23 protein-coding genes are annotated in these 24,402 nt (G+C 47.4%); 11 read left to right on the top strand and 12 right to left on the bottom strand.

What is annotated here, in order from left to right; translation table 11 throughout:
- Positions 1 to 16: 16 nt before the first annotated feature.
- Positions 17 to 1,696 (top strand): C4-dicarboxylic acid transporter DauA, encoded by a 1,680-nt coding sequence (gene dauA / locus MKR05_RS07175; RefSeq protein WP_101995948.1) that lies wholly within the window; start codon positions 17 to 19, stop codon positions 1,694 to 1,696.
- On the opposite strand, the gene MKR05_RS07170 is transcribed toward dauA, so the two are convergent.
- Positions 1,697 to 2,743 (bottom strand): MerR family transcriptional regulator, encoded by a 1,047-nt coding sequence (locus tag MKR05_RS07170; RefSeq protein WP_048297769.1) that lies wholly within the window; start codon positions 2,741 to 2,743, stop codon positions 1,697 to 1,699.
- Between the two features lie 221 nt (positions 2,744 to 2,964).
- On the bottom strand, positions 2,965 to 3,240 hold the full coding sequence (gene ychH / locus MKR05_RS07165; protein WP_002910437.1) for a stress-induced protein YchH: 276 nt from the start codon (positions 3,238 to 3,240) through the stop codon (positions 2,965 to 2,967).
- A 272-nt stretch (positions 3,241 to 3,512) separates the two neighbouring features.
- Between ychH and pth the strand changes: the two genes are divergently transcribed.
- The 5 genes from pth to MKR05_RS07140 all read left to right on the top strand — a co-directional run bounded on the left by pth (position 3,513) and on the right by MKR05_RS07140 (position 8,085).
- Complete coding sequence (gene pth / locus MKR05_RS07160; RefSeq protein WP_004180389.1) at positions 3,513 to 4,097, top strand: aminoacyl-tRNA hydrolase; 585 nt, start codon at positions 3,513 to 3,515, stop codon at positions 4,095 to 4,097.
- Positions 4,098 to 4,214: 117 nt separating this feature from the next.
- Positions 4,215 to 5,306 carry a redox-regulated ATPase YchF gene (gene ychF, locus MKR05_RS07155; RefSeq protein WP_002910443.1) on the top strand — a complete coding sequence of 364 codons (1,092 nt, stop codon included), beginning with the start codon at positions 4,215 to 4,217 and terminating at the stop codon, positions 5,304 to 5,306.
- A gap of 215 nt (positions 5,307 to 5,521) precedes the next feature.
- The gene (locus MKR05_RS07150; protein ID WP_284118138.1) at positions 5,522 to 6,703 is read left to right on the top strand and encodes an integrase arm-type DNA-binding domain-containing protein; all 1,182 of its coding nucleotides are present in this window, start codon (positions 5,522 to 5,524) and stop codon (positions 6,701 to 6,703) included.
- Positions 6,704 to 6,794: 91 nt separating this feature from the next.
- Positions 6,795 to 7,178: a hypothetical protein gene (locus MKR05_RS07145; protein ID WP_284118139.1), complete on the top strand. Its 384-nt coding sequence runs from the start codon at positions 6,795 to 6,797 to the stop codon at positions 7,176 to 7,178.
- A 121-nt stretch (positions 7,179 to 7,299) separates the two neighbouring features.
- Positions 7,300 to 8,085 (top strand): hypothetical protein, encoded by a 786-nt coding sequence (locus MKR05_RS07140; RefSeq protein WP_284118140.1) that lies wholly within the window; start codon positions 7,300 to 7,302, stop codon positions 8,083 to 8,085.
- A 95-nt stretch (positions 8,086 to 8,180) separates the two neighbouring features.
- Here MKR05_RS07140 and MKR05_RS07135 read toward each other — a convergent pair whose 3' ends face one another.
- From MKR05_RS07135 to MKR05_RS07125, 3 genes are all read right to left on the bottom strand, one after another.
- A complete protein-coding gene (locus MKR05_RS07135) occupies positions 8,181 to 9,680 on the bottom strand; it encodes a hypothetical protein (protein ID WP_284118142.1) in 1,500 nt (499 codons plus the stop codon).
- A gap of 377 nt (positions 9,681 to 10,057) precedes the next feature.
- Positions 10,058 to 11,197, bottom strand: coding sequence for a hypothetical protein (locus MKR05_RS07130; protein ID WP_284118143.1), 1,140 nt, complete (start codon positions 11,195 to 11,197; stop codon positions 10,058 to 10,060).
- 162 nt (positions 11,198 to 11,359) lie between these two features.
- A complete protein-coding gene (locus tag MKR05_RS07125; RefSeq protein ID WP_284118144.1) occupies positions 11,360 to 11,554 on the bottom strand; it encodes an AlpA family transcriptional regulator in 195 nt (64 codons plus the stop codon).
- Between the two features lie 250 nt (positions 11,555 to 11,804).
- Between MKR05_RS07125 and MKR05_RS07120 the strand changes: the two genes are divergently transcribed.
- On the top strand, positions 11,805 to 12,329 hold the full coding sequence (locus MKR05_RS07120; RefSeq protein WP_284118145.1) for a hypothetical protein: 525 nt from the start codon (positions 11,805 to 11,807) through the stop codon (positions 12,327 to 12,329).
- Here the strand turns inward: MKR05_RS07120 and MKR05_RS07115 are convergent.
- From MKR05_RS07115 to MKR05_RS07095, 5 genes are all read right to left on the bottom strand, one after another.
- A complete protein-coding gene (locus MKR05_RS07115; protein ID WP_284118146.1) occupies positions 12,304 to 13,251 on the bottom strand; it encodes a site-specific integrase in 948 nt (315 codons plus the stop codon). The genes MKR05_RS07120 and MKR05_RS07115 overlap by 26 nt on opposite strands.
- Before the next feature lie 38 nt (positions 13,252 to 13,289).
- Complete coding sequence (radC, locus tag MKR05_RS07110) at positions 13,290 to 13,733, bottom strand: RadC family protein (protein WP_284118147.1); 444 nt, start codon at positions 13,731 to 13,733, stop codon at positions 13,290 to 13,292.
- Positions 13,730 to 14,269: a hypothetical protein gene (locus MKR05_RS07105; RefSeq protein ID WP_284118148.1), complete on the bottom strand. Its 540-nt coding sequence runs from the start codon at positions 14,267 to 14,269 to the stop codon at positions 13,730 to 13,732. The genes radC and MKR05_RS07105 overlap by 4 nt, the downstream gene beginning before the upstream one ends.
- Before the next feature lie 88 nt (positions 14,270 to 14,357).
- A complete protein-coding gene (locus MKR05_RS07100; protein ID WP_284118149.1) occupies positions 14,358 to 14,789 on the bottom strand; it encodes a DUF2787 family protein in 432 nt (143 codons plus the stop codon).
- A 274-nt stretch (positions 14,790 to 15,063) separates the two neighbouring features.
- Positions 15,064 to 15,441 (bottom strand): hypothetical protein, encoded by a 378-nt coding sequence (locus tag MKR05_RS07095; RefSeq protein ID WP_284118150.1) that lies wholly within the window; start codon positions 15,439 to 15,441, stop codon positions 15,064 to 15,066.
- Between the two features lie 121 nt (positions 15,442 to 15,562).
- On the opposite strand from MKR05_RS07095, the gene MKR05_RS07090 reads away from it, so the two are divergent.
- From MKR05_RS07090 to MKR05_RS07075, 4 genes are read left to right on the top strand one after another with little or no spacing between them, the layout of a single operon-like run.
- Positions 15,563 to 15,835, top strand: a complete 273-nt coding sequence (locus MKR05_RS07090; RefSeq protein WP_075208598.1) for a helix-turn-helix transcriptional regulator — start codon at positions 15,563 to 15,565, stop codon at positions 15,833 to 15,835.
- On the top strand, positions 15,832 to 16,359 hold the full coding sequence (locus MKR05_RS07085; RefSeq protein ID WP_284118152.1) for a hypothetical protein: 528 nt from the start codon (positions 15,832 to 15,834) through the stop codon (positions 16,357 to 16,359). Before MKR05_RS07090 ends, MKR05_RS07085 begins: the two co-directional genes overlap by 4 nt.
- 51 nt (positions 16,360 to 16,410) lie before the next feature.
- Positions 16,411 to 16,791: a hypothetical protein gene (locus tag MKR05_RS07080; protein WP_284118153.1), complete on the top strand. Its 381-nt coding sequence runs from the start codon at positions 16,411 to 16,413 to the stop codon at positions 16,789 to 16,791.
- A gap of 54 nt (positions 16,792 to 16,845) precedes the next feature.
- Positions 16,846 to 17,076: a DNA translocase FtsK gene (locus MKR05_RS07075; RefSeq protein WP_284118154.1), complete on the top strand. Its 231-nt coding sequence runs from the start codon at positions 16,846 to 16,848 to the stop codon at positions 17,074 to 17,076.
- 214 nt (positions 17,077 to 17,290) lie between these two features.
- On the opposite strand, the gene MKR05_RS07070 is transcribed toward MKR05_RS07075, so the two are convergent.
- Together MKR05_RS07070 and MKR05_RS07065 are read right to left on the bottom strand one after the other, a co-directional pair.
- Complete coding sequence (locus MKR05_RS07070; RefSeq protein ID WP_284118155.1) at positions 17,291 to 18,439, bottom strand: PD-(D/E)XK nuclease family protein; 1,149 nt, start codon at positions 18,437 to 18,439, stop codon at positions 17,291 to 17,293.
- Positions 18,440 to 18,446: 7 nt separating this feature from the next.
- Complete coding sequence (locus MKR05_RS07065) at positions 18,447 to 24,389, bottom strand: DEAD/DEAH box helicase (RefSeq protein WP_284118156.1); 5,943 nt, start codon at positions 24,387 to 24,389, stop codon at positions 18,447 to 18,449.
- Positions 24,390 to 24,402 lie beyond the last annotated feature (13 nt).

The raw sequence follows: 24,402 nt of genomic DNA, 5'->3' as shown, positions 1-24,402 counted from the left end.
TGGATGAAACATTATTGTGAACAGATTATTTTCCTCACATGTGATGCCTTTCCGCGCCCTCATCGACGCTTGCTGGAAAGAAAAGTACACCACTGCCCGCTTTACCCGCGACCTGATCGCCGGGATCACCGTCGGGATCATTGCGATTCCGCTGGCGATGGCGCTGGCGATTGGCAGCGGTGTGCCGCCGCAGTACGGCCTCTATACCTCAGCGGTGGCAGGGATTGTGATCGCCTTAACCGGCGGATCGCGCTTTAGCGTTTCCGGACCGACCGCCGCCTTTGTGGTGATCCTCTATCCGGTTTCCCAGCAGTTCGGCCTGGCGGGGCTGCTGGTGGCGACGCTGATGTCGGGGATCTTTTTAATGCTTTTCGGCCTGGCGCGCTTTGGCCGCCTGATCGAATATATCCCGCTGTCGGTCACCCTCGGCTTCACCTCCGGGATCGGTATCACCATCGGTACCATGCAGATTAAAGATTTCCTCGGCCTGCAGATGCCCCATGTGCCGGAACATTATCTGCAGAAAGTGGCGGCGCTGGCGATGGCCCTGCCGACCATTAACGTTGGGGACGCCGCCATCGGCGTCGTCACCCTCAGCACCCTGATCCTCTGGCCGCGGCTGGGTATCCGTCTGCCGGGCCACCTCCCGGCGCTGCTGGCCGGCTGTGGGGTGATGCTGGTCGTCAACTTGCTCGGCGGCGATGTGGCGACGATCGGCTCGCAGTTCCACTATCAGCTGGCGGACGGCACTCAGGGCAACGGCATTCCGCAGCTGCTGCCGCAGCTGGTGCTGCCCTGGGATATGCCGGGTTCCAACTTTAGCCTGAGCTGGGCTTCGCTGCAGGCACTGCTGCCCGCGGCTTTCTCCATGGCGATGCTTGGCGCTATTGAATCTCTGCTGTGCGCGGTGGTGCTCGACGGCATGACCGGTACCAAACATAAAGCCAACAGCGAGCTGATTGGCCAGGGGCTGGGCAACATCGTTGCGCCGTTCTTCGGCGGGATCACCGCCACCGCGGCGATTGCCCGCTCGGCGGCGAACGTCCGCGCCGGCGCAACATCGCCGATCGCCGCCGTGATCCACGCCCTGCTGGTGATCATGGCGCTGCTGATCCTCGCCCCGCTGCTCTCCTGGCTGCCGCTGTCGGCGATGGCCGCCCTGCTGCTGATGGTGGCATGGAACATGAGCGAGGCGCATAAAGTCATCAATCTGCTGCGCCACGCGCCGAAGGACGACATCGTGGTGATGCTGATGTGCATGTCGCTGACGGTGCTGTTTGATATGGTGATCGCCATCAGCGTCGGGATTGTGCTGGCTTCGCTGTTATTTATGCGCCGTATCGCGCGCATGACCCATCTGGCGCCGGTCAACGTCGAAGTGCCAGACGACGTGCTGGTGCTGCGGGTGATCGGTCCGCTGTTCTTTGCCGCCGCCGAAGGTCTATTCAACGACCTGGAGACCCGGATCGCCGGCAAGCGCATCGTGGTGCTGAAGTGGGACGCGGTGCCGGTTCTCGACGCCGGCGGTCTGGATGCCTTCCAGCGCTTTGTGAACAAGCTGCCGGAAGGCTGTGAATTACGCGTATCTAACCTCGAATTTCAGCCGCTACGCACGTTAGCGCGCGCCGGCGTCAAGCCGCTGCCCGGACGCCTGAGCTTCTACCCCGATCGTCAGGCCGCGCTGGCTGACCTGTGATCACCCGGCGGCAGGCCCCTGCGCCTGCCGCATCAAGGCTCCGGTCGCCTGCTGCAGCCAGCTCAGCACCGCCGGCGTCATCCAGGTGCCCTTCATCAAATGCGGCTCCTGCTCCATTGCCTGACGAAACTTCTGCAACGTCTGCGGCCGGGTGCCGGCGTAGGACTGAAACAGCTCAAGCCACGCCCGGGCCAGCGCCTGACCCGACGCCGAGTCCGGCGCTACGCCCTCACGGCACGCCTGATGCAGCTTCGCCACCAGCGCTGGCCACTCCTGTAGCCGGTCGAAGTAGTGCCGGCGGGTGAACGCCATCTCCTCGTCGTCGAGATACCGCGCCCAGATAGCCAGTTTGCTTTCGGCAAAGGCTTCGGTGATAAAGGCAATGATGGCCGGGGTGACGCCGGTCTGTTCAACCATTTGCGGCTCGGCGGCATGCATCTCGTTCAGGCGGGTCAGAAACTCCGGGCGCCCGGCCGTATCCTGCTCCAGGCGCTCCATCCAGCGCGTCGCCAGACTCATCGCCTGCGGACTGTCCGTCGGGCAGCCGCTCGCCATCAGCGTCTGCACCTCCTCTGTTAGCTCGCGCCACGCCTGCGCGCGCTGTTCATCCTGTGCCGCAAACGGCAGCACGGCTAACTCCTGTTGACTAAACCAACGATCGTACATTTTCATTAACTCCAGCGTCTGTAGCCAGGACTCCAGATCGGGTTCATTGCCGCTCGCCAGCGCCTCGCGCAGCGCCAACAGCCGGTCGCGCAGCCTGCCGACATCGCGCAGTTGGTCATTAAGCGTCTCTATCTGCTGCGTCAGCAGTTCGGGTAGCGACAGCGTTCGCCGATCGAGATAGTCCTTGATGGTGGCGAGCGTCAGCCCGGTCTGCGCCAGCGCCTTGATCATATGCAGGCGCTGAACCGCGGACAGGTTATAGAGCCGATAGCCCGCCTCGCTTCTGGCCGAAGGCGTTAACAGCCCCGTCTGTTCATAATGATGCAGCGTACGCACCGTCAGCCCGGCGCGCTTCGCCAGCTCTCCTACCTGAATTAACATGACTGCTCCTCTCTGTGGCCAGGTCCGCTACTCTGCTGCCTGACGTAACGTCAGGGTCAAGCGAAAAACGCGCTTGATATTCACTTTTGGCGGCAACCATAGCATCACGAAGGTCAGGTCGGAATGGGGGTCGTCAAATGGCGGGAAAAAGAAGAAGAGATAACGAGAGGCACAGTAAAACGCATCGGCCTTCAGGGACCGATGCGGGAATCATGCTGCGGTTAGCTGTGGCGATGCTGATTACGACGGCAGCGTTTATCGTAGTGGCGCACCCACCAGTAGCGGTCGCTGACCTGCTCGTGGCCGCCAATACGGGCACCGGCCAGCCAGAGCACCGCACCAACGAAGATGCTTAAGATTGCGCCATGCGCAAAGAATTGTGGCAGGTTAAGCTGCGGAAGCTGGTTCAGAATGGAGTAACCCACCCCCACAACCATCACCACCAACCCTAACCCCATGAGTACGTTACCGAGTAACGAAGCGTTTTTGCGTTTCATGTGTCACCTCCGGACTTTGGGTTGCCAGGGAATGTCCCCAAATCTTATAGGTGTAGTATAGACAAGGTCTCTTCTGTGGAGTGCGCCCACGATCACATTAGTGAACAGCAAATAGACAAAAATTTACAAATAAGCCTATGAACAATATCAAATTCTAATGGTTTAGAGAGTAAATCATCAATGCTGGTATTGTCTCGAGGCCAGAACTTTGTCAAGCGCGCCCGCAGACAGTACACTACGCGGCAGAGAATGCCCCATGCAGGAAAGAAAACGTGACCATTAAACTGATTGTCGGCCTGGCCAACCCCGGTGCGGAATATGCCGCCACCCGGCACAACGCTGGCGCCTGGTATGTGGATTTACTGGCGGATCGCCATCGCGCGCCGCTGCGCGAAGAGAGCAAATTCTTCGGCTATACCTCGCGCATCAACCTGGCGGGCGAGGATGTTCGCCTGCTGGTGCCCACCACCTTTATGAACCTTAGCGGTAAAGCCGTGGCCGCGATGGCGACCTTTTATCGCATCAACCCGGACGAAATTCTGGTTGCCCATGATGAGCTGGATTTACCGCCGGGCGTGGCGAAATTTAAGCTTGGCGGCGGCCATGGCGGCCACAACGGCCTGAAAGACATCATCAGCAAGCTCGGCAATAACCCGAACTTTCACCGCTTACGCGTCGGGATCGGCCATCCGGGCGACAAAAACAAGGTTGTCGGCTTTGTCCTCGGCAAACCACCGGCCAGCGAGCAGAAACTGATTGATGATGCCGTCGACGAAGCGGCGCGCTGTACGGAAATCTGGTTAAAGGATGGTCTCACTAAAGCGACCAACCGTTTACACGCCTTTAAGGCGCAATAAGCCGTTGTCGTGCGGCATTTTTGCCGCGCACCGTGTATAATAGGCAAAGCTATTCAATTTTCTGCAATCTGTTCCTGATAACAGATTGATTATCCAAAGATTAAGGTGATTTAAATCATGGGATTCAAATGCGGTATCGTCGGTTTGCCCAACGTCGGCAAATCCACCCTGTTCAATGCGCTCACCAAAGCGGGTATTGAAGCGGCCAACTTCCCCTTCTGTACCATTGAGCCGAACACCGGTGTCGTACCGATGCCCGATCCGCGTCTGGACAAGCTGGCTGAAATCGTCAAACCGCAGCGTATCCTGCCGACCACCATGGAGTTCGTTGATATCGCGGGCCTGGTGAAAGGCGCGTCCAAAGGCGAAGGTCTCGGCAACCAGTTCCTGACCAACATCCGCGAAACCGAAGCTATCGGCCATGTGGTTCGCTGCTTTGAAAACGACAATATCATTCACGTGGCAGGTAAAGTGAACCCGGCGGAAGATATCGACGTTATCAACACCGAACTGGCGCTGTCTGACCTTGATACCTGCGAGCGCGCGATTCACCGCGTCTCCAAAAAAGCCAAAGGCGGCGATAAAGACGCGAAAGTTGAGCTGGCCGCGCTGGAGAAATGCCTGCCGCAGCTGGAAAACGCCGGTATGCTGCGCGCGCTGGATCTGACCAAAGAAGAGAAAGAGGCCATCCGCTATCTGAGCTTCCTGACCCTCAAGCCGACCATGTACATCGCGAACGTCAACGAAGACGGTTTCGAGAACAACCCATACCTCGATCAGGTTCGCGCTATCGCCGAGCAGGAAGGGTCTGTAGTGGTGCCGGTGTGCGCCGCGGTTGAAGCGGACATCGCCGAACTGGACGATGAAGAGCGTGATGAGTTTATGGCTGAGCTGGGTCTCGAAGAACCGGGCCTGAACCGCGTGATCCGCGCTGGCTACGCCCTGCTGAACCTGCAGACCTACTTCACCGCTGGGGTGAAAGAAGTTCGCGCCTGGACCATCCCGGTCGGGGCGACCGCGCCGCAGGCAGCCGGTAAGATCCACACCGACTTCGAAAAAGGCTTTATCCGCGCGCAGACCATCGCTTATGAAGACTTTATCGCCTACAAAGGCGAACAGGGCGCGAAAGAAGCCGGTAAAATGCGCGCTGAAGGTAAAGACTACATCGTGAAAGATGGCGATGTGATGAACTTCCTGTTCAACGTCTAAATAATATCTGTTGCCTCATGAGGTTTCATTAGATCTCACGATAATCAAAAAACTCCATAAAATCCATGCAATTGCATGGATTTTTATTTTCACAAGACCTCAACTAATCTCAATACAGCTCAGTCAAAAATGAGTACAGGAGTGAGTATAAAATACTTTTATCTTCTCTCAGGGTGAGTACAATAACGGTATAATAATTATACAGGGACAACGTTATGCTCACAGACACCCAGTGCCGTACTGCAAAGCCCAAAGAAAAGCTTTATCGCCTCAATGACACTAACGGCCTCTATCTGGAAGTTAAGCCCAACGGCAAGAAAGCCTGGCGTTATCGTTTCAAAATCAATGGAAAATCCAGCATGTTTGCTCTGGGTGAGTATCCGCTCGTTAAACTGGTTGAAGCGCGTGAGAAATGTAAGCAGGCTCGCAAACTCGTCAGTGAAGGCATCAATCCCGCTCAGGCACGCCAGCTCGATAAGATCCGTAAAACCAATGAAGCCGCCAATACTTTTGAGGTCATCGCAAGAGAGTGGTTACAGATGAAGGATTGGGCTGAAATTACTAAAACACGCCGCCTTGATATGCTGGAGCGCGTTGTCTTCCCCGCTATCGGAAAGCTTCCTGTCAAAGAAATAACGCCACACCACATTTTGAGTATTCTGCAAAACACAGCTAAGCGTGGAGCACCTACCGTTGCTGCTGAAGCCAGACGCACCATTTCTGCCATCTTTGAGCTTGCCGTAGCTACACTACGCGCAGATAGCGATCCCGTTTGGCCTGTACGTAAGGCGTTACCCGCTAATAAAACTCAGCACAAGCCAGCCCTGACACCAGAGCAAATCGGTAAGTTATTAAGCAGCTTTGACAACACTCGATGCACTTATCAGGTAAATTATTGCATGTGGCTAATGTGGTGGACGCTGGCTCGCCCTGCAGAAGTGGCGGAAGCCGAGTGGGCTGAATTTGCTCTGGAAAAAGCACTATGGATTATTCCAGCAGAAAGAATGAAAGCTCGCCGCGACCACACCATTCCCCTACCCCATCAGGCCGTAGAAATGCTCACCGCACTCAAAGGAATAACAGGAAATCGCAAGCACCTGTTCCCCGGTCGCGACAATCGTCATGGCCCGATGACAACGCATTCCTTGAGACAGGCGCTTAAAACTCTGGGCTGGAGTGGCACCTATAGCCCTCATGCCACCCGAACTACCGGCAGTACACGTTTAAATGAAATGGGCTACCGCGCTGACGCTATCGAAGCACAACTGGCACATGCGGATAAAAACAACGTTCGTAGGACTTATAACCACGCTACCTACCTTGATGAGCGACGAGTGATGATGCAGGATTGGGCGGATAAGTTGGATGGGTGGGTATGCAGTACTATTCAAATTTAAAGTAAAAAAGTATGCTAAATTGGATATACAGAGGCAAACCTCAATCCATACAATCAGTTAAGTCTAATCATTTTCCCTAAAGGAGTACCGTATGATAAATGGAGCAGAAAAAAAAGGAGTTGTAATAGGTAAACGCCATGTTCTGAAACGGTTAAGAGAAGAGGAGCTAATTAGTTATGGTTGTAAGGAAATTGATGATGCAATACTGCAATTAAAAACCAAGCTTAATTTAACTAATAGCCAAATAATAGATTTTGTTAATACAATTTTTAGTGCAGGAGTTAAATCTGGATTTACCAGAGCACTAGATAGAATTGAAGATGGGAGGATTTCTGTTAGGAAAATAAAAAATGAGGAGCATTGGCAATTATTTTGTGAGTCACATTCCTACACTATTTCTAATGAAATTAAAATTCAGAGTAAAAGCTATAAAGTTCAAACAAAGATAAAAATGAAAGATATTGGATTTGAGTGAGTTTGCACACTAACACAACTCGTTATTACATTGCAATTATAACAAAGCCCAAGCCATGCAATAGCATATTCAAAAAACAGTTGAATATTAGGGCGTCAATACATTACATAAGGAGGGCATTATGGCACCAAGAGATGATTTCTCAACAAAAACTAAACAAATTTTATCTGACCGAGTCGGGGGAAGATGCTCATATCCGGGATGTGGGCAAGTTACAACTGGCCCGAATCTTCATGATCCTGCCAAAAAAGTCAATACAGGTGTGGCAGCACATATTACAGCTGCCGCAAAGGGTGGCCCTAGATTTGACGAAAGTCTAACCTCCGAGCAGAGAAGTTCTATAGAAAATGGAATATGGATGTGTGAGTACCATGGGCGCTTGATAGATGCAGACTTTTCAACCTACACTGTAGAGCAGTTGAAGAGTTGGAAAAGTTTAGCAGAAGCTAATCAATCTGAACTGCAAAAACTTTCACAACAAAATGGAATGCAGACTTATTCAGAGCGAGATCTGAGACTCCTTGAAACCATTACTGATATTTTCAATTACAATGCATTACAAGCGCTTATTAATGAACCATTCAGGGCTAAGGTCTCTCGTTCGGTGCTTCATCCACTTGATAGGTTAGATAGCATGAACGGCAACCCTGCATATTCCTTCAACAACTATGTTCTTGAGCAGCTCAGACTCGATCTCGTAAGGAAAGTGCAAAACTTCTGGCGTTACTTTTCTCAGCAATCAGCTGGCGGACTCGAATATTACGACTATATTGATATTCCTCAAATTAGAGTCAGAAGTCCTGATCAAGTTGACCACTTTTATAAAATCATAGAAAACACAAGATTGCTTGCTTTAGAAATTAATAATGCAGCCATGGCATTATTAGAAATTCGCTCTCGTTTGTAAGGATGCCATTTCAATAAACTAGGATCTCCCTTATTATCGGGTGTTTTAAGGGAGATACCCCCAATTAAATTATGAAAGCGTTCATATTTAATTTTTTACCCTAAGTTCTTCAACACAATAACCAAATACGGATGCCGCCAATCCTTCTCCACATCAAGCTTCCACCTACAGATGAACCCATCATGTTCCAACGCACAAATCCCCTTATGCTCAGCAACAAAGTCATATACAGCCTGACTTTCCAGCCCTTGTAGCATATGAGCCAGCAGCTTACAGTGCATTTTATGAGGCTGCCACTCTTTCCCTTTACCTGATTTTTTATACGTACAGTTCAAAGTCTGTCCTACAGCATTCTTAACGCACAAGCCATATCGGTTACACTTTCCTGTAGCTAAGTAATGTTCTACAAGCTGTTTTAGATCTTCTTTTAGCGGCTTCATTAGCTTTTTCCAGCGTTTTAGTACCCTTTCAGCTTCTACCGATCCCAAATGTTTATTCAGATACTTTCTGGTTGAGCTTTTCAGTGACAGACTGACTGTCCCAACGCTGAAAATAGCCGAAAAACGGAAGTTTTTTACCTTATCTTCGCTGACTCCCAGTTTTTTACTGATATAAGAGGTTTCAAGGCGCTTCAAGTTTTTAGGGAGAACACCAATACGAAGAAATTCATGGCGCAAAATTTCCAACTGGCATCCCTTAATATCGTAGTTGTAACCTTCAGTCAGACAACTCCATTTCATCCCTTTCGGCAAGTACTGAAATCCAGTACCCAGCTCAAACGAACGTCCTCCTGTTTTTGCAGCTTTATAAGATTGACGATAAGCCACCACCAGCGGCTTATGACTGATGATTTCCACCCCGACATCGCAAAGATGAGATATAATGTTATGGTAATACCCCATATTCACTGACGTAGGATGCTGGTTACAATAATCTCGCAGCGCATCCAGATTGATACAGAGGGGTTCAAGCTGGCTGTAGACCAGCTTTACTCGCTCACGAAACGCCTTGTCAGGAATATCGCGTACAGAAGTCTTGTGCTTCACTTTCATCGTTCCGGAAGCGGCTTGAACCATTAAATCTTCTAACGTCTGGGGAGCTTGGCGCTTATCGTAGATATCCGTCAAATAGGTATAGCGATCTTCCCGTTGCAGATAGTCCTTGCGCTTACCGGGAAACAACAGCTTCAGAAAGCGCTTTGATAACGCAAACTCACGGCACTTATGATTTTCGACATCCTTTGGAATGATCTTTATTAAACCAACCTGTTTTAGCCTTTCCAGTGCCCGCTTAAAAGGAAGCTCCCTGCTTTGCTTAAAGACCCCAGCAGCATGTTTATGACCCAGTTGATAAGGAAAGGGGACTGAATAAGTCCAATCTTTGTCGCCTTTAAAACGAGCCCGTTTTTTAGTATTCCGGCTGGCCGTTGCACTGCAAATTAGGTGCTGTAAGAAAATTGCGATAGAAGTATAGTAGGTTGGCTTGCTTCGCCCATCGATACATTTATCGATAGGAATACTAAATACAGTCTCTTTATAGAAATTAGATGTTCCCCCTGTTACCAAAATATTATTTTTAGTACAGTACGCTTTCATTTTAAATTCTCCATTGCGTGAATTAGCAATGCCTATTTACAAGACATTTCTATGACACAATGAATTACGTAAGCGCATATAACACATCATTAAAAAACGCCGCTACCTTAGCAACGGTTTTTCATTGGCTATTTTGAAATAACAATAATTCTCTACGCACGGTTTCAAGCTGGCTAGTAATAAAGCTGATACCGCTACAACCGCTCTCTGTTAATTTAACTATATTAAGATTCCCCATACTATAGCCATATAACACACATAGTTATCTCAGAGAGGGTACCTCATATACATAGTCATATAATATGACATATCATTATATATTTTTTTAGCGTGTGTTTTTTTTCAATGATATGGGCGTCCCTGCCCGTATGCTCTATTTATGATTTACTCAGCCATTTTATGCGATTTTCATACTTCCAGTATTGCGGTTTCCCCAATATTCCTAGCCGCTCAATCACCTCAGGTAGCTTGTCCCATAGCGCTTCTGCATCAAACAATTCAACCTCATACTTTACCAAAAGGCGGTTAAAGCGCTTTTTAGCCTGTTTTTTAGCTGTGCTGACAGATTCCCCATTAACAACAGACGATGGCACATGTTTACGCCATGCTTGAGGGATACTCATTCCTTTATCTAACAGGCTTGCCAGCGCTGGATCTAGCCGCTTATCTTCACGCAGTTGCTTACTGTAGAAAGCCAGCCGAGATGGTAAATTCATCATTTCATTCACCTGTTTCAGAGGTAACTCACCTTTCTCAGGCGACAAACGCAGCTCAAGGCGAAGGAACTCACGATATTGCTTATATTCCAGCTCAACAAGGGTTGCCTGATAGCGTTCCTCATCACTCAAATCGCTTACATCGACTTTTTCATAGCCTGCAACATACAATGTTGATTTAGAGCTTCCTATACGCATTCCTTCCATGCCATTGTCAGAATCGTAGACTTCCCCTGTACCCGCCCTTGCTAAGCTGATATAGAAGTCGCACAGCCGCATACCGACGATATCCAACGCATAATCAACTCGTGTTATCCATGCTTTTTTCAGTACACGGTATAAATATTTGCCTAGCCGTCCTTTTTTACCCAACCAGCGCAACAGTTGCGTCAGTTCATCCGCGGAATAATGCTGCGGGCTAAGTTCCATGCGTATAGCACCGCGCTGGGTAATACCCTGCTTACCACCATGCTGCTTTGAGGTGGGCTTGAAGAAGATCATCAACGCGGGAGAGTGTCCTTTTGGCTTATCCCTGATGCGAATCTTAACTACACTCTGATACAAGTTTCCGCATTCATCTTTCGCAGCTTCATGGTACTCGACGCTATAAGGCGAACGGGAGCGGCTCTTTAACGCAAACAAACGAGCAAACAGCGCCTTATTGCCATCAGCACCCAACTCCGACACGAGAGCCAACTTATCCACCCGAGCGTACATCGGCTGCCCAAGTGATGTCGATCCCATAGAAACAGAATGGCGTAAAGTATCTACCCGCTGTTTGCTTACTTTCTTTTTACTCATATTTACTCCTTACGGGCAGGCATAACGCCTACCCGCAGGCAATAGCAATCCACGCCCTCTATAAAGAAATAGAGAGATAGTTACTATTGCTATTAATGAATTAAGTTATAGGTATCTTTATAGGGGTTATAACTTGCTACTAGATACGTTTTGCTTGCAGCTTTATTCAACTGACGATACTTTCACAAGCTTTTCGATATGGGTTTCAACGTCTTCTAAACGCCATGCGACCCGCCGAGCACCGATGCGGAGCGGTTTTGGAAAGATTCCTGCTTTTACCTGACGATCAAGCGTCGCACGTGATACCGGATACAGTTTTAAGACATCGATTTTGGAAATCAATTGTACGTTTTTCATATTATTGCCCTACAAAATAGCGTGCTCCCTTTGGCACGTAGGGGCGTTTAAAACAATTGATTTTTGGTGATTTTCCTCATCCTATGACGGTCATAAATAAAAATTTTATAGTTATGAATGTCATTGAATACCTTACGCTGTGATGACGGTCATAGATAACTGACTATGACCGTCATAAACTTAATATCTTGAATCATATGATGACCGTCATAGGTTCATTAATCATAAAATGACTGCCATAGGAATAAACATGAAGAAAGATAAAGATGGCTCCGAAAAACTCATCGTTAAAAAAAATAGCCGTGACTTCCTTGTAGAAGAATTTGGGCCAGTCGCAAACTTAAATTTGCATCACGATAGCAGGCAGAGGTTGGTTGAAATAGCTCAGTGGCTCGACAATCGGCATTATGAAGAACTAAAACAAACTAAAGGACATGTATTCCACAAAACAATTAGCAACCTGATAAATATGGTTTATATCGATAATATTTATGAACCCAAAACTAAAGCGGCTAAAACGCTTAAAAAACTTTATGAGAGATATTTTGAGCTTAATAGAGATCCCAGCATCACTTTAATAAAATTAAAAAAAACCTTATCGGAAGAATATGCAAAACCTGAGGATATTAAAAAAGGAAAAACCACTGTTAATGGAAAAGGCTGGTCGAATGATGATCTTGAGCTACTTCAAAATTACCGTTGGATCGTTCAAACTATGGAAAAACTAGATGGTATTTCACGAGAAGATGTTAAAAACGCAAGCGAGAAGAAGTAATTCGCTTAATATTATCGCTACGCCTGTCATACAACACCGTCGTGCTGATGTCACTATGTCCAGCCAGTTGGCGTACAATGTTGATATCAGCGCCCTGTTCTAACAAGCGGGTAATGAAGGTTCTGCGCAAATCATGGGGCGTAAATGGTTGTAAGCCAGCCACATCCCCCAATTGTTGCAAGATACTGGTGATCCCCGCTTCCGTCAGTGCTTTTTGTCCCGCTTGACCATAGCGATGTATATGGGTAAACAAAGCATCACTGCCAGCATTCGCTTTTATCCAGCAACACAAGGCACGGGCTACTACAGGGGCAACGGTAATTTCTCGATATTTTCGCCCTTTTCCCCGGCGTATGGTGAGTGTTTGAGTAGCAATACGGTAGTCATCGATACGTAGCGCAACCAGCTCTCCTACACGCAATCCAGCCCCGCACAGCGTTAGAACAATCGCTTTATCACGTTGCTGGCGTATTTTTTGCGGATGCTGCTTGGCTGCCTGAATAAGCTTTTTTATCTCATCCTTGCTTAATGCCCGACCTTTGCGGTAACTGTCGCCTTTGACACGCTTAACGGTTCTAATACGCGCTAGATTGTCAGCATCTAGTAACTGTAAGTTAAATGCCGTCTGCGCAATGCCTTTCAGGGCTGCCAGCGTCATGTTTATCGTAGATGTTGCATATCCTTTATCCAGCAATGTAGCTCGAGTTTTGGCCACATGCACATAGCGTAGTTGCATCCAATCGAAGTCATCAGCACGACTATCAGGTTTCAGTATTTCTGCACAGCTGTTTAGCAGAGAGTACATACTACGTCGGCCACTGGGTGCCAAACCACCCAGATAAATTGCCAGCACTGTCTTTGACGTTGGTTTCCCGGAACAAAATGACGTCAGCGCATTCTTATTACCATGATTTTTAGTCATTATATTTGTCCATTAATGCATATTAACAAAAGCCAGCATTACAGCTGGCCGCGCTCTGCCATCGATACAGTGCAATCCCCTGCAACGATGAAGTGATCCAATACTCTGACGTCAATGAGTTCTAAAGCTTGTTGTAGTCTTTGAGTAATGTGGCGATCTTGAGCGCTAACCTCTGTGCTGCCGCTCGGATGGTTATGAACAAGGATGATTGCAGCCGCATTATGCTGTAACGCTAGTTTCACTACTTCTCTTGGATAGATTGGGGTTTCATTTACGGAACCCTGAAATAACTCACACCAGACCTGTACGCGATTTTGGTTATCCAGTAAAACAACACCAAACACCTCATTTTCCCGTAAGGCCAACGTGAAAAGCAGAAAGTCACGTACATCATCAGGTGACGTTAGCTGCTTCCCCTTACGTACTGATGCTCGAAGTAGCTTTCTTGCCTGCTCTATCAATAGATGTTCAGTTGAGGTCATGGCTGTTCCCCCTGCTCAATAAAGTAGATGGCATCTTTGAATAACTGATATTTCCCCTGTTGATGACGTAGTGACCAACGATGCCGGTGAATATGCTTACGTGAACCACTGTCAAAAAAACACAACCAATCATCATCAATATGCGTGACAACAGACCAGTGATACTGATCGCCCAGCAATATGACACCGTGGTTATACTCAAGCCATTCCTGGCACTGCGCTAAAATGGCTTTCGTTGATACATTAGGCTGGGTAAGAAACGGACGGTAAACGGTGATGGGATAACGTTTGTAGCGGCTGGTTTGAAGGAAGTGCAGCAGACAATCTATTTGGGGAGATTCCATGCCGTTAGTAAGGTAATCGGCAATGCTACTGTGTTGGCTGAGATGATGAACGAGCGCTCTGAACAGCGGCTTTCGTCGAACTTGTTGACCATAGAACCAATAAAGCGTATTGATGACACTGTAAAGCCCACAGAGGCTGTCCAGTTCACCCTGTTTTGCAGGGGTTAAAAGTGATGCTTGAAGTTTTTCCATTTTTGAGCCACATATCTGTTGCTCATGACGTCATGAATAAGGTTTTACGCGTATTACTTAAATTTATTGTTTTAACTATCGTCCTATCTCAACATTCCCATTGGACAGAAACGGTATAAATTTTCATTTTCCAGTATTGAATAAAGTTACGTTGCCACAGTTCAAATAACGCTCCTCCTTCTTCGAGATCTAAATCCCCCATCAGATAATGCCAAACATATTCCTGACTCCAACTGATATCCATTTCTTTTTCCAGTTCAGGCCATACTGCACCCATAAAACTGAAATCGGTGAGATAATCAAATTGCCAGCCATCATTACATCGTATTAGACGGATCTCCACCGGATGAAATCCCCCCTTCTCTGCTGTGTATTGAGGGTCTCGAAAATTAAGTATTACTACATGATGACTTATTTCATTTTTGGATGATAAAGAAATAATACTTTTCAAAATAGTAATAAATGCCTGGCTTATGGGTAAACTTAACCCTGACTGCTTAAAAGCCATTTTATTTTCCATAATGTATTTCCATTAATTAACACGAAACGACAATTAATCACTTATTAAAAACAATACAAACCTTCGTTTTAATAATTTATTTTTCAGATTTTAGACAACAATAAACCTCCCAATAAAAGGATAATAAAATATTTGTTTATTTGTGAGTAAATAACATGTGGCAAAGCATTTTAAAAAATGTATTTTGCCAACATTGATAATTATACCATCTATATAATAAAAGTCAAAAATAAATCACTTAAAAATCAGATGGTTACAATCATTATGACATTCTTCAGGGCTTAGAAGATAAATCCTCTGCCACTAACACCAGCGCCTGTTGTAAAATTTTTTCACGTGATGCAGGCGTCATCGATTTAAACAGCTGTATCCAAAGATTCAGTTGTTCATCAGAGGAAACCTGCACAGCCGAGCGCTCACTTTTTAGCGACATACTTGCAGCGCTGATATGGTATTCAAACCCTTTTCCCTGAGTTCTCTTTCGCTTAATCCCCGGATGTATAGCAGCCAGCTTTTCCAGTCGCAAACGAGCGCCTTTGGCAGTACCGGGCATCCCTTTCATTCCCACAAAACCAGCTACTGATAACCATTCGCCACTTTCATTGGAAGCATTATTGTCTGATATATGTAATTTTTTATCTTGACGCGTCATAAAAATATCACCAGATATCAAAGCATTAAAACAAAAGAGCACAAAAACAATAAAAAGATACTTGAAAAGTTCCTTTTGTTCGCTTTTAATATCACTGTAATGAATCAGTGGAGTTAATACCGTGAATAACTCACTAGCATCGCAAAAAAAGCGAACTAAGGGAAGTCAACAGGACTGGCATAGAGCAGATATTGTGGCAGCTTTGCATAAACGTGGGCTCACATTATCACAGCTTTCACGTGATCAGGGACTGGCTGCAAGAACATTAAACAATGCCTTTGAACGTCACTATCCAAGGGCAGAAAGCCTAATAGCACAGGCTTTGGGTGTAACACCTGAAGAGATCTGGCCAAGTCGTTATCATGGGAAAAAAGCCAAAAGGATACTTGAATGAGTACTTCTGTCAGGGATGTTGTTTCAAGCTTCGATTACCTGTTTTCTTCACTTTATAGACATGAATTTGTTAAAACGCTACGCCTGAATGAGTGTAACGAAAGGGAACTTTTACCACTGGTAAGGTGCTACCTTTTAGGCTGGTTTGGCGACAACCTTACACCAGAAGTTCAGGCAAAGCTCCCTGGCACACTCACGGGCAATGGCTACATTGATTTTGTCATTGATGATGTCGCAGTGGAATTCGCCGTCAGACGTCCCGATGCCCCTAAAGCAACACTCTCCGCATATGTGAACGCGACTGAAATGAAAAAGTTGATGAAGTACGACGGTAAAGCCTTGCTAGTACTCTTCGACTTCTCAACCACACCATTTACAGAACAGCAGATTGAAGCTTTCAGAGACTGGCCTTCATTGGGACAAGGGAACCATAAAAAATCCGCTTTCAACGTTGCTTACTTCTATGTAGAAAAACGGCGACCGCTGATATCTAGGAAAATTATTAAGAATATTCGCATTAATTAAACATTTTATTAAAAAAGAATCTCATTTAATTATTTAATAGGGTTTGTAACCATGAAACTATTACCTGCCTTCTCATTTTTGACACTGTTTACATTAGTAGGTTGTGATACCAGCACACCAAAGTGCAATAGTAATGATGCTCATGAATTGATCGTTAATATTGCTCATGAGAACTACGGTCGAAAAAATTTATATAATGCTTTGGTAAGACTCGGACTCCCTATCGGTACTAAATTTAGTGAAGTTCAATTTTCAGTAATAAATACCAGAACAACCCACCATGAGCCACAACTAGACATATATCAATGCGCAGCTGATTTAGAACTTACGCATAATGCAGCCAGAGAGACAAGAAGTATCCCCATTACATATCAGATACAGAAAACAGATAATGGTGATAACCAATTTTATATTAACGTGTATGGGTTGTAATGTAATGTTTTTCAAATATTCTAAATCAAGAAAAAATAAGTCACAAAAGCAATTATGAATAAAGTTAATCGAGTGATGAAAAAGCATGAACAACAAGAACTACTGATAACCTCTGTCAGGGAATGGGTAATTCAAAAACAGCTGACGAAAGTTACCTTGTCGGACGTATCCATTTCAAAAATACAGCGGCAGTTTCGTATTGGCTATAACCGAGCTTCTGGGATCCTCGAAATGCTGGAAGTTGAAATTAACACAAAAATTGTCAATATTGATGATCTATTATAAATAGTCACTCTACAAAGATACTAGTTATTACTCCATGTACTTTTTGAAATTTATGATTCCTTAGATCTAGCCCAAAATTCTGTTTTATTAAGAAACAGAATTCCAGCATTATATTGGCAAACCTGAACAGAAGTTGTACCGATGAAAAATTACGATTTACTAAAAAGCTGATTGTCTTTGCACTGAGCCAGCCATTGCAGCCACTATTCGTAATTTAATTCGCCCCTTCACTCCGCAAATGGAACTGAAATGCTGATCTTCTGGTATCTTGCATATTGATGACATAGAAGTTTCGAGGAAAATCATCTGCTGGCGTCTCGTGGAAAGTATTTAATCCGTACAGTAAGATTTTTTTCCCTGTTACTTCCATTGGCTCGTGAATGGCACTGTGGGGGATACGAAATACCTTAATAACTGAGCTATCAGGTAGCAAGATTTTCAATGTAAGAAGATGATTGTCATATTCCACTTTAAGTAACTGCCCACAAATATCGATACCTCCATATTGATCAGCTAAACGCAATGGCTGCATCTGACTATGTAGCTTTTCAGTCCAACTCGGGCATGAACATCGACAAGAGCAACTGATGCAATGGATACCAGAACAAGCCAGCTCGTATACTGAGAGGGGAGTATTATATGGTAAAATCTGATGAATACCTTTTATAATCACGGTGACCCGTTCGCTCAGTTTTTTATCCAACGCCCCTGTCCAGCTACCATTGATGCCGGTCAGCATTAAACCAATATCCATATCAGGTGCCCGTTCCTTTACCATCATTCCATAAGCTGCAATCTGTAACAAACTAGCTTCTTTCGGCTGGTTTTGTTCGTCGGTTATCTTTCCGGTTTTAAAATCAACCACATTTAACCGACCATCTCGTTCTTGATAAATGAGGTCAGCCCGTCCATGCATATCAAGGTCGTTGCTAGTTAGCATAACCTCCCGACCAACAGGCAATGTCTTTTCGTGTCTAGACATTCCCCTCACAAGGATTGGTGATACAAGCGATCTGACATAGCGGATCTGCGTAATAAGCGTTTGGCGTGACACCAGCCCGCCAACACCATGATTATCATATATCCAGTTTGCAACCGTCCCGGCACGCTGGCTGACTGTCAGCGCCGTTATAAAATCATTTTCTAGTTGTCTGACAGTATAACTCCCAGAAGTAACTTCTCGGTGCTTCACTGACTCGGCAAGTTGATGTACTACCTGCCCAAGAATTACTCCCGGATGCAGCGGCAAACGTGCGTAAGAATGCGCTTCGCTTTCCAGCAGGTATTTCGCCGGGCAAACGACGAAGCTCCCCAACAGAGAAGGAAGCACCGGACGAGTACGCGATAGCGTCATTTCATTCATTGCATTATCACTCCTGAGATAAGAATGCCTGAGTCCGTAATTTCGCCATTTCAGTCCCCATGCGGCGGGACAATGCAAAAGTATTCGTCGCGTCTACGTCCACCTCATATGAAAATGCCTCAAGTTCGGGGTTTGCAGCAAATGCAGCATCGGGATCCCAGAATGGATGCAGTACGGCGGCCCAGCGCCCGTCCCCGGTGAGAATCACGGGTATATTCCCCATCACTTTTACGTCACTGTCGCTGTATAGCGAAGCGGCCTCTTTGGCTAATCGTAGGGCATTTTCCGACCAGTCAGACACGCCCGGAGATGTAAAATCACCGTTCAGCCCGGCGTTATAGGTTTGATCCAGAAGAAGTTGAATAACATCCAGTCCCAAACGCCAGTCCAGCAATCCGTGATACGGCTGGTTTCCGTATCGGTGCAGGCAGTGATAACACCCCTGAAAGCATCGTTCACGATGATCGGGTTGCAGGAACTCAGCCAGCGGGTAGGCCATTTTGTTATTTAAAATATTCTTCATGACCTCAAGGATAATGAGAGAACCGGATGCGCCCTTCTGCTGTAGCCGTTCACATAATCCTGAACCATTAACCAGACGATCGGCCATTTGCAGAACCGGTACCGACTTACCGTTTTTCAGCGTTTGAACGCGGGGTTCCAGAATTTCGATTTCTTCAGGATCAATATCCAGTAGCTCTTTTGATGCATAGTTAACAATGATAAAAGACGCCGAGAGCGCAGCAGCTCTGAATGCCGGAGTTAGCGTGGAATACTGTAGCCGGAGACCCGGTGGGGTTTGGGCAACCATCAGCGCAAGTAGATCAGTCACTTTAGGCGCGGCAAGATAAAATTTGTTTCGGGTTTCTCCCCGATCGGTAAAGCGGTTTTTAACTAACAGGTCGGCCTCAATAATTTGACTATCCATCCAAACTCGGTTCGCCCAAAGCGGCTGGTAAGTCCCCTTTTTTCTGAAAGGAACCGATAAGCTCCCCTGTGTTGCGCTGAAACCACGCCATGTTTTATCGGTGTAAATTCCTCGATTCAGGCGGTGCAAGCATGTCTGTGGCTGAAGCTGTATCGCGACATTCACGTCAGGCTCTGGCATTGCAGAAAAAGTGTAGGCTTCTGCAATTGATACACGACTGGCCGTGGTCAGGATTTGATCAAAATCCTCTTTGGCCGATTTTGGTTCCAGCGTGGTGATAAATCCATAAGGAACATAGCATTGATAGCGTTCCGCCTTATCCATAACGGCACCGCAGATAGTACATTCGGTGACCAGAGCGTTTGCAGGAGCCCAGATGTTGCACACCGGACAGGCGGTCATTGTTCTGAGTTCACCCGGTTCGGGGGCATTTGAATAAAATGATCGTGGATTTTTTCTGCTCTGTTTAAGCATTCCACTATAACCTGCCGTAAAGTAGCGTCGTTTGTCTTGAATCAGAATTTTTCCGGGGGCAAATTCCTGTATCGCAATATCCAGATCGCGATCCATGCTGGCAAATTCGATTTCTTTTTCGCCTGTGCTGACGGGCCTTGTCAGCAAAAGGCGAGAGCGGGTCGGCATGCCATACATTGGGAATTTACCGTGTTCCGCCAGCGCTTCTGCCAGCCCTTTCGCCTCCATTGCACTGTCGTTTAGTACGGCGTTAATATCCTGAATCAGTTGTTCCGGCGTCAAAGGCTGAATAACTCTCTGGAACAAATGATGGTCTTGCTGCGTGCAAGTCTGGGCAAATTCATCGCGCGCCAGGATGGTTGCTTCGATGGCCTGCCGGATTTTTGGCAGCCAGTCCGTTTGGTTTTCTTTCAGCCAGTGCACCGGAAAAAACTCACCGTGGTTATCAGGGACGTGCGCGTAGTCGTCAACCGGCCATGGGTGATCGGCTTTTTCCATTTGCTGCCTTAACCATTTGAATGCCGACACCAGCCAAATTTTTCGTACCAGTCTCTGGCAGATCATTTCCAGCTTTGTGGTCAAAAACGGTGGCGGGGGGAGATCGCCAGTAATTTTTTCCGGATGGCGGAAGTAAAACAGATCGTGACTCTTGCTGCGACACGCGGTTAATACGAATGAAAACGCCTGTCCACGTCGTCCGGCGCGTCCGACACGCTGTTGATAATTAAAGCGCTGTGGCGGCATGTTGGCCTGAAAGACCGCTCGTAAATCACCAATATCCACTCCCACTTCCATAGTTGTGGTTACGGAAAGCACATCTACCACGCGAGCTGCCCGGTCAAGATCTCGATCGGGCGCAAAATCTTTCATTCCTTCCGGCAAAATATCATCATCGTCGGCAATCAGAATGCCTTTAAACCGGCGTAGCCTTGCCGCCGGGTTTTCGGTCATTCCAGTCAGCTCCTCTGAGCGCATCCGGTGAATACCAGAAGAATGAGAGAGGCGTTTGCCTAGATAGTGTTGCATCTGGAGCGTTTTTGCATCACTGCACGGCGTTTCTGGTAAAGGAGAGTAACAGCGAGTACAGATTCCCGCGCCGGTGTGCATGTGTATACGCCCACAACGGGAGCAGCGCCAGACACGATCGGTAGGTTCCGCCAGCCGAAAGTGCATTTTGCCAATATCAATAATGCCGCCCTGATGACCTGCCAGCTCCAGTCTCCAGAGAAAACTATCAATTAAAGATAAAGGCTCGCCTCCCGAACGCTGGCATATCGCCTGCGTAAAGCGGTACAGGCGGTTTCTACGATTGACATCGCGCGCTGAACCCCAGCGTGTTTCCTTTGTTGTGTATTGTGAAGGGGTAACCCGGTACGCGTCCGCCAACACACGAAACATTGCGTCATAAATTGCGAGATGTTCCCGTGAGTCGTTTCCGGTAATGGGAAGGCAGGGGTAACCCCAGCCGGACTCTTCCAGCGCGAAGTAGGTTTTACTGAATACGCTTTCCCCCACCAGCCGTTTCAGATCGCGTGAAATCTCCTGTCGTGCCACCAGCAGGTTGTCTTCATAGGATGGAAGAGCCTTCCAGCACCACGCCCCCTGCGCGTTCTTTTCAAAGAGTTGTTGCCATGCAAAGGTCAGTGTGCCTTCTTCATGTTTTTCAGGATCGGGAACAGGCGCGATGCCAGTACGATCGGAAGGGTGAATACCTGCATCTACCTGCGCCCTTAACAGCAAGCCAAGCGGTTGGCCTGCATCCGGTGATTCAGGTTCGAGGATTTCACGCAGAGGAATGCTGTCAGTTTCAGGTTTTGATAATAACCCTCTGATTTTCTTTCGTTCATCAGCGAGTTGATCCAACTCATCCTCTTCCTCATCTGACCTTACGTTGAGGTTAATCAGTGTTTTGTTCCGGTCCTCTATCTCTGCCTGGCGTATTTTTAGTTGGTTATGGGACGGTTTATCAGCCGCAATGGACCGTAGCGAATGTACAACAATTTCTCGTCTGACGTCGTCATGATGACCCGATTCCAGATCGAGCGCCGCCCTGGCGGCATCCTGACGACTGTCTGAAAACGTTACCAGTTGCTCACGGTTACCCGATCGCTGTAGTTCCGCCATTAGCGAGCTGGTCAGTAGCTGTGTCGTTTTCGAAAAACCGACGCGAAAGCTACGGATTGGGGAGAGCTTACCTTTGCCGTATTTGTAGGATGTACCACATGCCGGACACTGAAAAGGTAGCGCTGTTCCCGGTGATTGGCTGGATGACTGGCCTCTTTCTGGGGTGGCAAATTCACCGGGTTTGACATAATAGAACCAGCCCGCGATATGGTTTTCCGGTAGTGGTTCTCTGAGCGATACAGGGTGTTGAATGGTGGCGGTAAATGGATCGTAACTGGCTTTGCCCCATGTACCGAAAGCATCATCACCATTTAACGTTTCGTTGCCTTTCGGCCAGAAACGTTCAACGACGGGCATAAATAGCGCGTATTCTTCAGCAGATCGGCGTTCTATCATGACTGATTTTGCGTGTTCCGGTAGCTGTTCCGTATCCGGGTCGTTGGGTAAAAGTTCAATTCGACTTTCTGAACCAGAAAAGACTGAAGGTTTACCGCCCAAAAAGAGATTGCCGCAACATTCACAATAGAGTAACTCGACACGCCGCGATGTTTTATCTTTGCCATAACGTAAGCCGGACTCTACGGTAAGATCGCCAAAATAACGGTGATTGATTTCTTGCGCAGATACAACGCTGGAGGCAGGCAATGGCGCGGCATATAACCCTTCCAGTGCGCGCAAAAAAGCATGAGCGCGGAAACGCGGTGCACCGATATCATCAGGAAAATCATGTGAAAACCATTGCGGCCAGTCTCCCTCAGTCGAGCGCAACCAGATTAATGCCCGGAGCCCTTTTTCACTATGGGGTTGGGCGTTAAACAGGCGTGAACTGAGCATTTTAATTGACGTGGCTCTCGGAGAATGATCGTCCGTATAGCAGCCACTTTCAAGCAGGTTGGCAGCCTGTAAGACGACACGTTGTGCCAGTTGCTCTGTAGAGGCTTCACTGGTTGTCATTCCCATGCTGTGGGCGACATTTTGCCAGTGTTGTAATGATGTAAGTGGTGCTTGCTGTAACTGAAATACTGCGTGATAAAACGCCTCCAGGTTCCCCTGGAAAAGAGACATATTGCCCGGGGGAAGGGTGTCGCCTTTGATAATACATTCCCTCCAGTCGCTAGACGTGGCACCTGAAGGTAGTCCCCTCTGACCAAACATTCCCCATAAATATTCGACGCTTTGTTCGCCTTCAGGACCTTCAACGGGTAAAGAGGCGCTGGAGGCCAGAATACGCAATTTGTGTCGGTGTTTTTCCTGATCCAGCCCCAGCCGACTGATCAAATGCTTAAGCAAGTAGCTGACTTCAGTACCGGCGGTTCCTCGCTGTAGATGAAGTTCGTCAAGGATAAGATAAAAATAGGCATCAGGGTCACGCTCAATCCACTGTCGGGTTTGTTCAAAAATAGGATCGTCCACCTCACGAACCAGCATCGTTGAGAGCATGCTGGTGTTGGTGATCAGAATATCGGGCGGTGTCTTTTGCATTTCCCAGCGGCTGAGAACCTCTCCACCAGCAGTCCTGGGGAAATTAAACGATAATTCTTTATCCTTGCCCTGTTGAGCTTGTCGTACCGCCTCCTGATGGGTCTCTTCCGTTAATTGCATGTACTCACGTAGCTCAGTGATTTTTTTAGCTGCGCGCTTTTTCTCATTTTTTTCTTCACTGAGTCGGGGATGTTTGAGCCAGCCAGTTACTTTTGTTGCGCTGGTATAACGGCCAAAGAAGATCCGGTTGCCGCCGAAATGCGTATCCATGACATTATGAGCTTCACTGGAATCCAGCGCCCGTCGCATACGTACCAGTTGATCTTCTACCAGGGCATTCATCGGGTAGAGAATCAGCGCACGTACCGCTTTCGGACGTGCGGCGGCCTCATGGTCGCGCATAAAGGTGGGCTGTTTATCCGATACCTTATGCCACCACGGTTGCCAGTGCTTCAGAGCCGGACTTTGCGGCCAGCCAGTGGCTTCTTTTGCGATCTGCGCCAGAACCGGCAGCAAAAATGATTCTGTTTTACCGGAGCCGGTTCCAGAGGTGACGATGCCCGGCTTGCCTGGCTGTACCCCTCTTTTCAGCATGTCCAGTTGATGGGTATAAAGATTAAAACGTCCCTTAGTCGAATCTGTTTTATTGCGGGGCAGAAGTCCACCTAAACAGAGGTCGATGAATGCCGCCCTTTGTTGCGCATTAAACCCTGGCAACCATGTCTGACCATGCGCATCATTTCGTAATTCACTGATAGTTAAGCCATAGTGCTGATATCGGGGCATCGGTTCAAGAAATAGATCGGCGCATAATGTCCCTTGCTGTTCCAGTAACGCTCGCCGTGCAGATTGTATGTCTGATGAATCAATACGGAAGGCCGTTTCAAGATACGAAATATAAAAATCTCTAATTGATTCAAATGTTTCCAGTGGGTTATTCATTATTATTCCTTTG

The sequence above is a fragment of the Klebsiella sp. K5-204 genome, assembly GCF_030128585.1.
GTDB lineage: Bacteria > Pseudomonadota > Gammaproteobacteria > Enterobacterales > Enterobacteriaceae > Klebsiella > Klebsiella quasipneumoniae.
The sequence above is the reverse complement of the archived record's forward strand: the minus strand, read 5'-3'. Positions and strand labels throughout refer to the sequence as shown.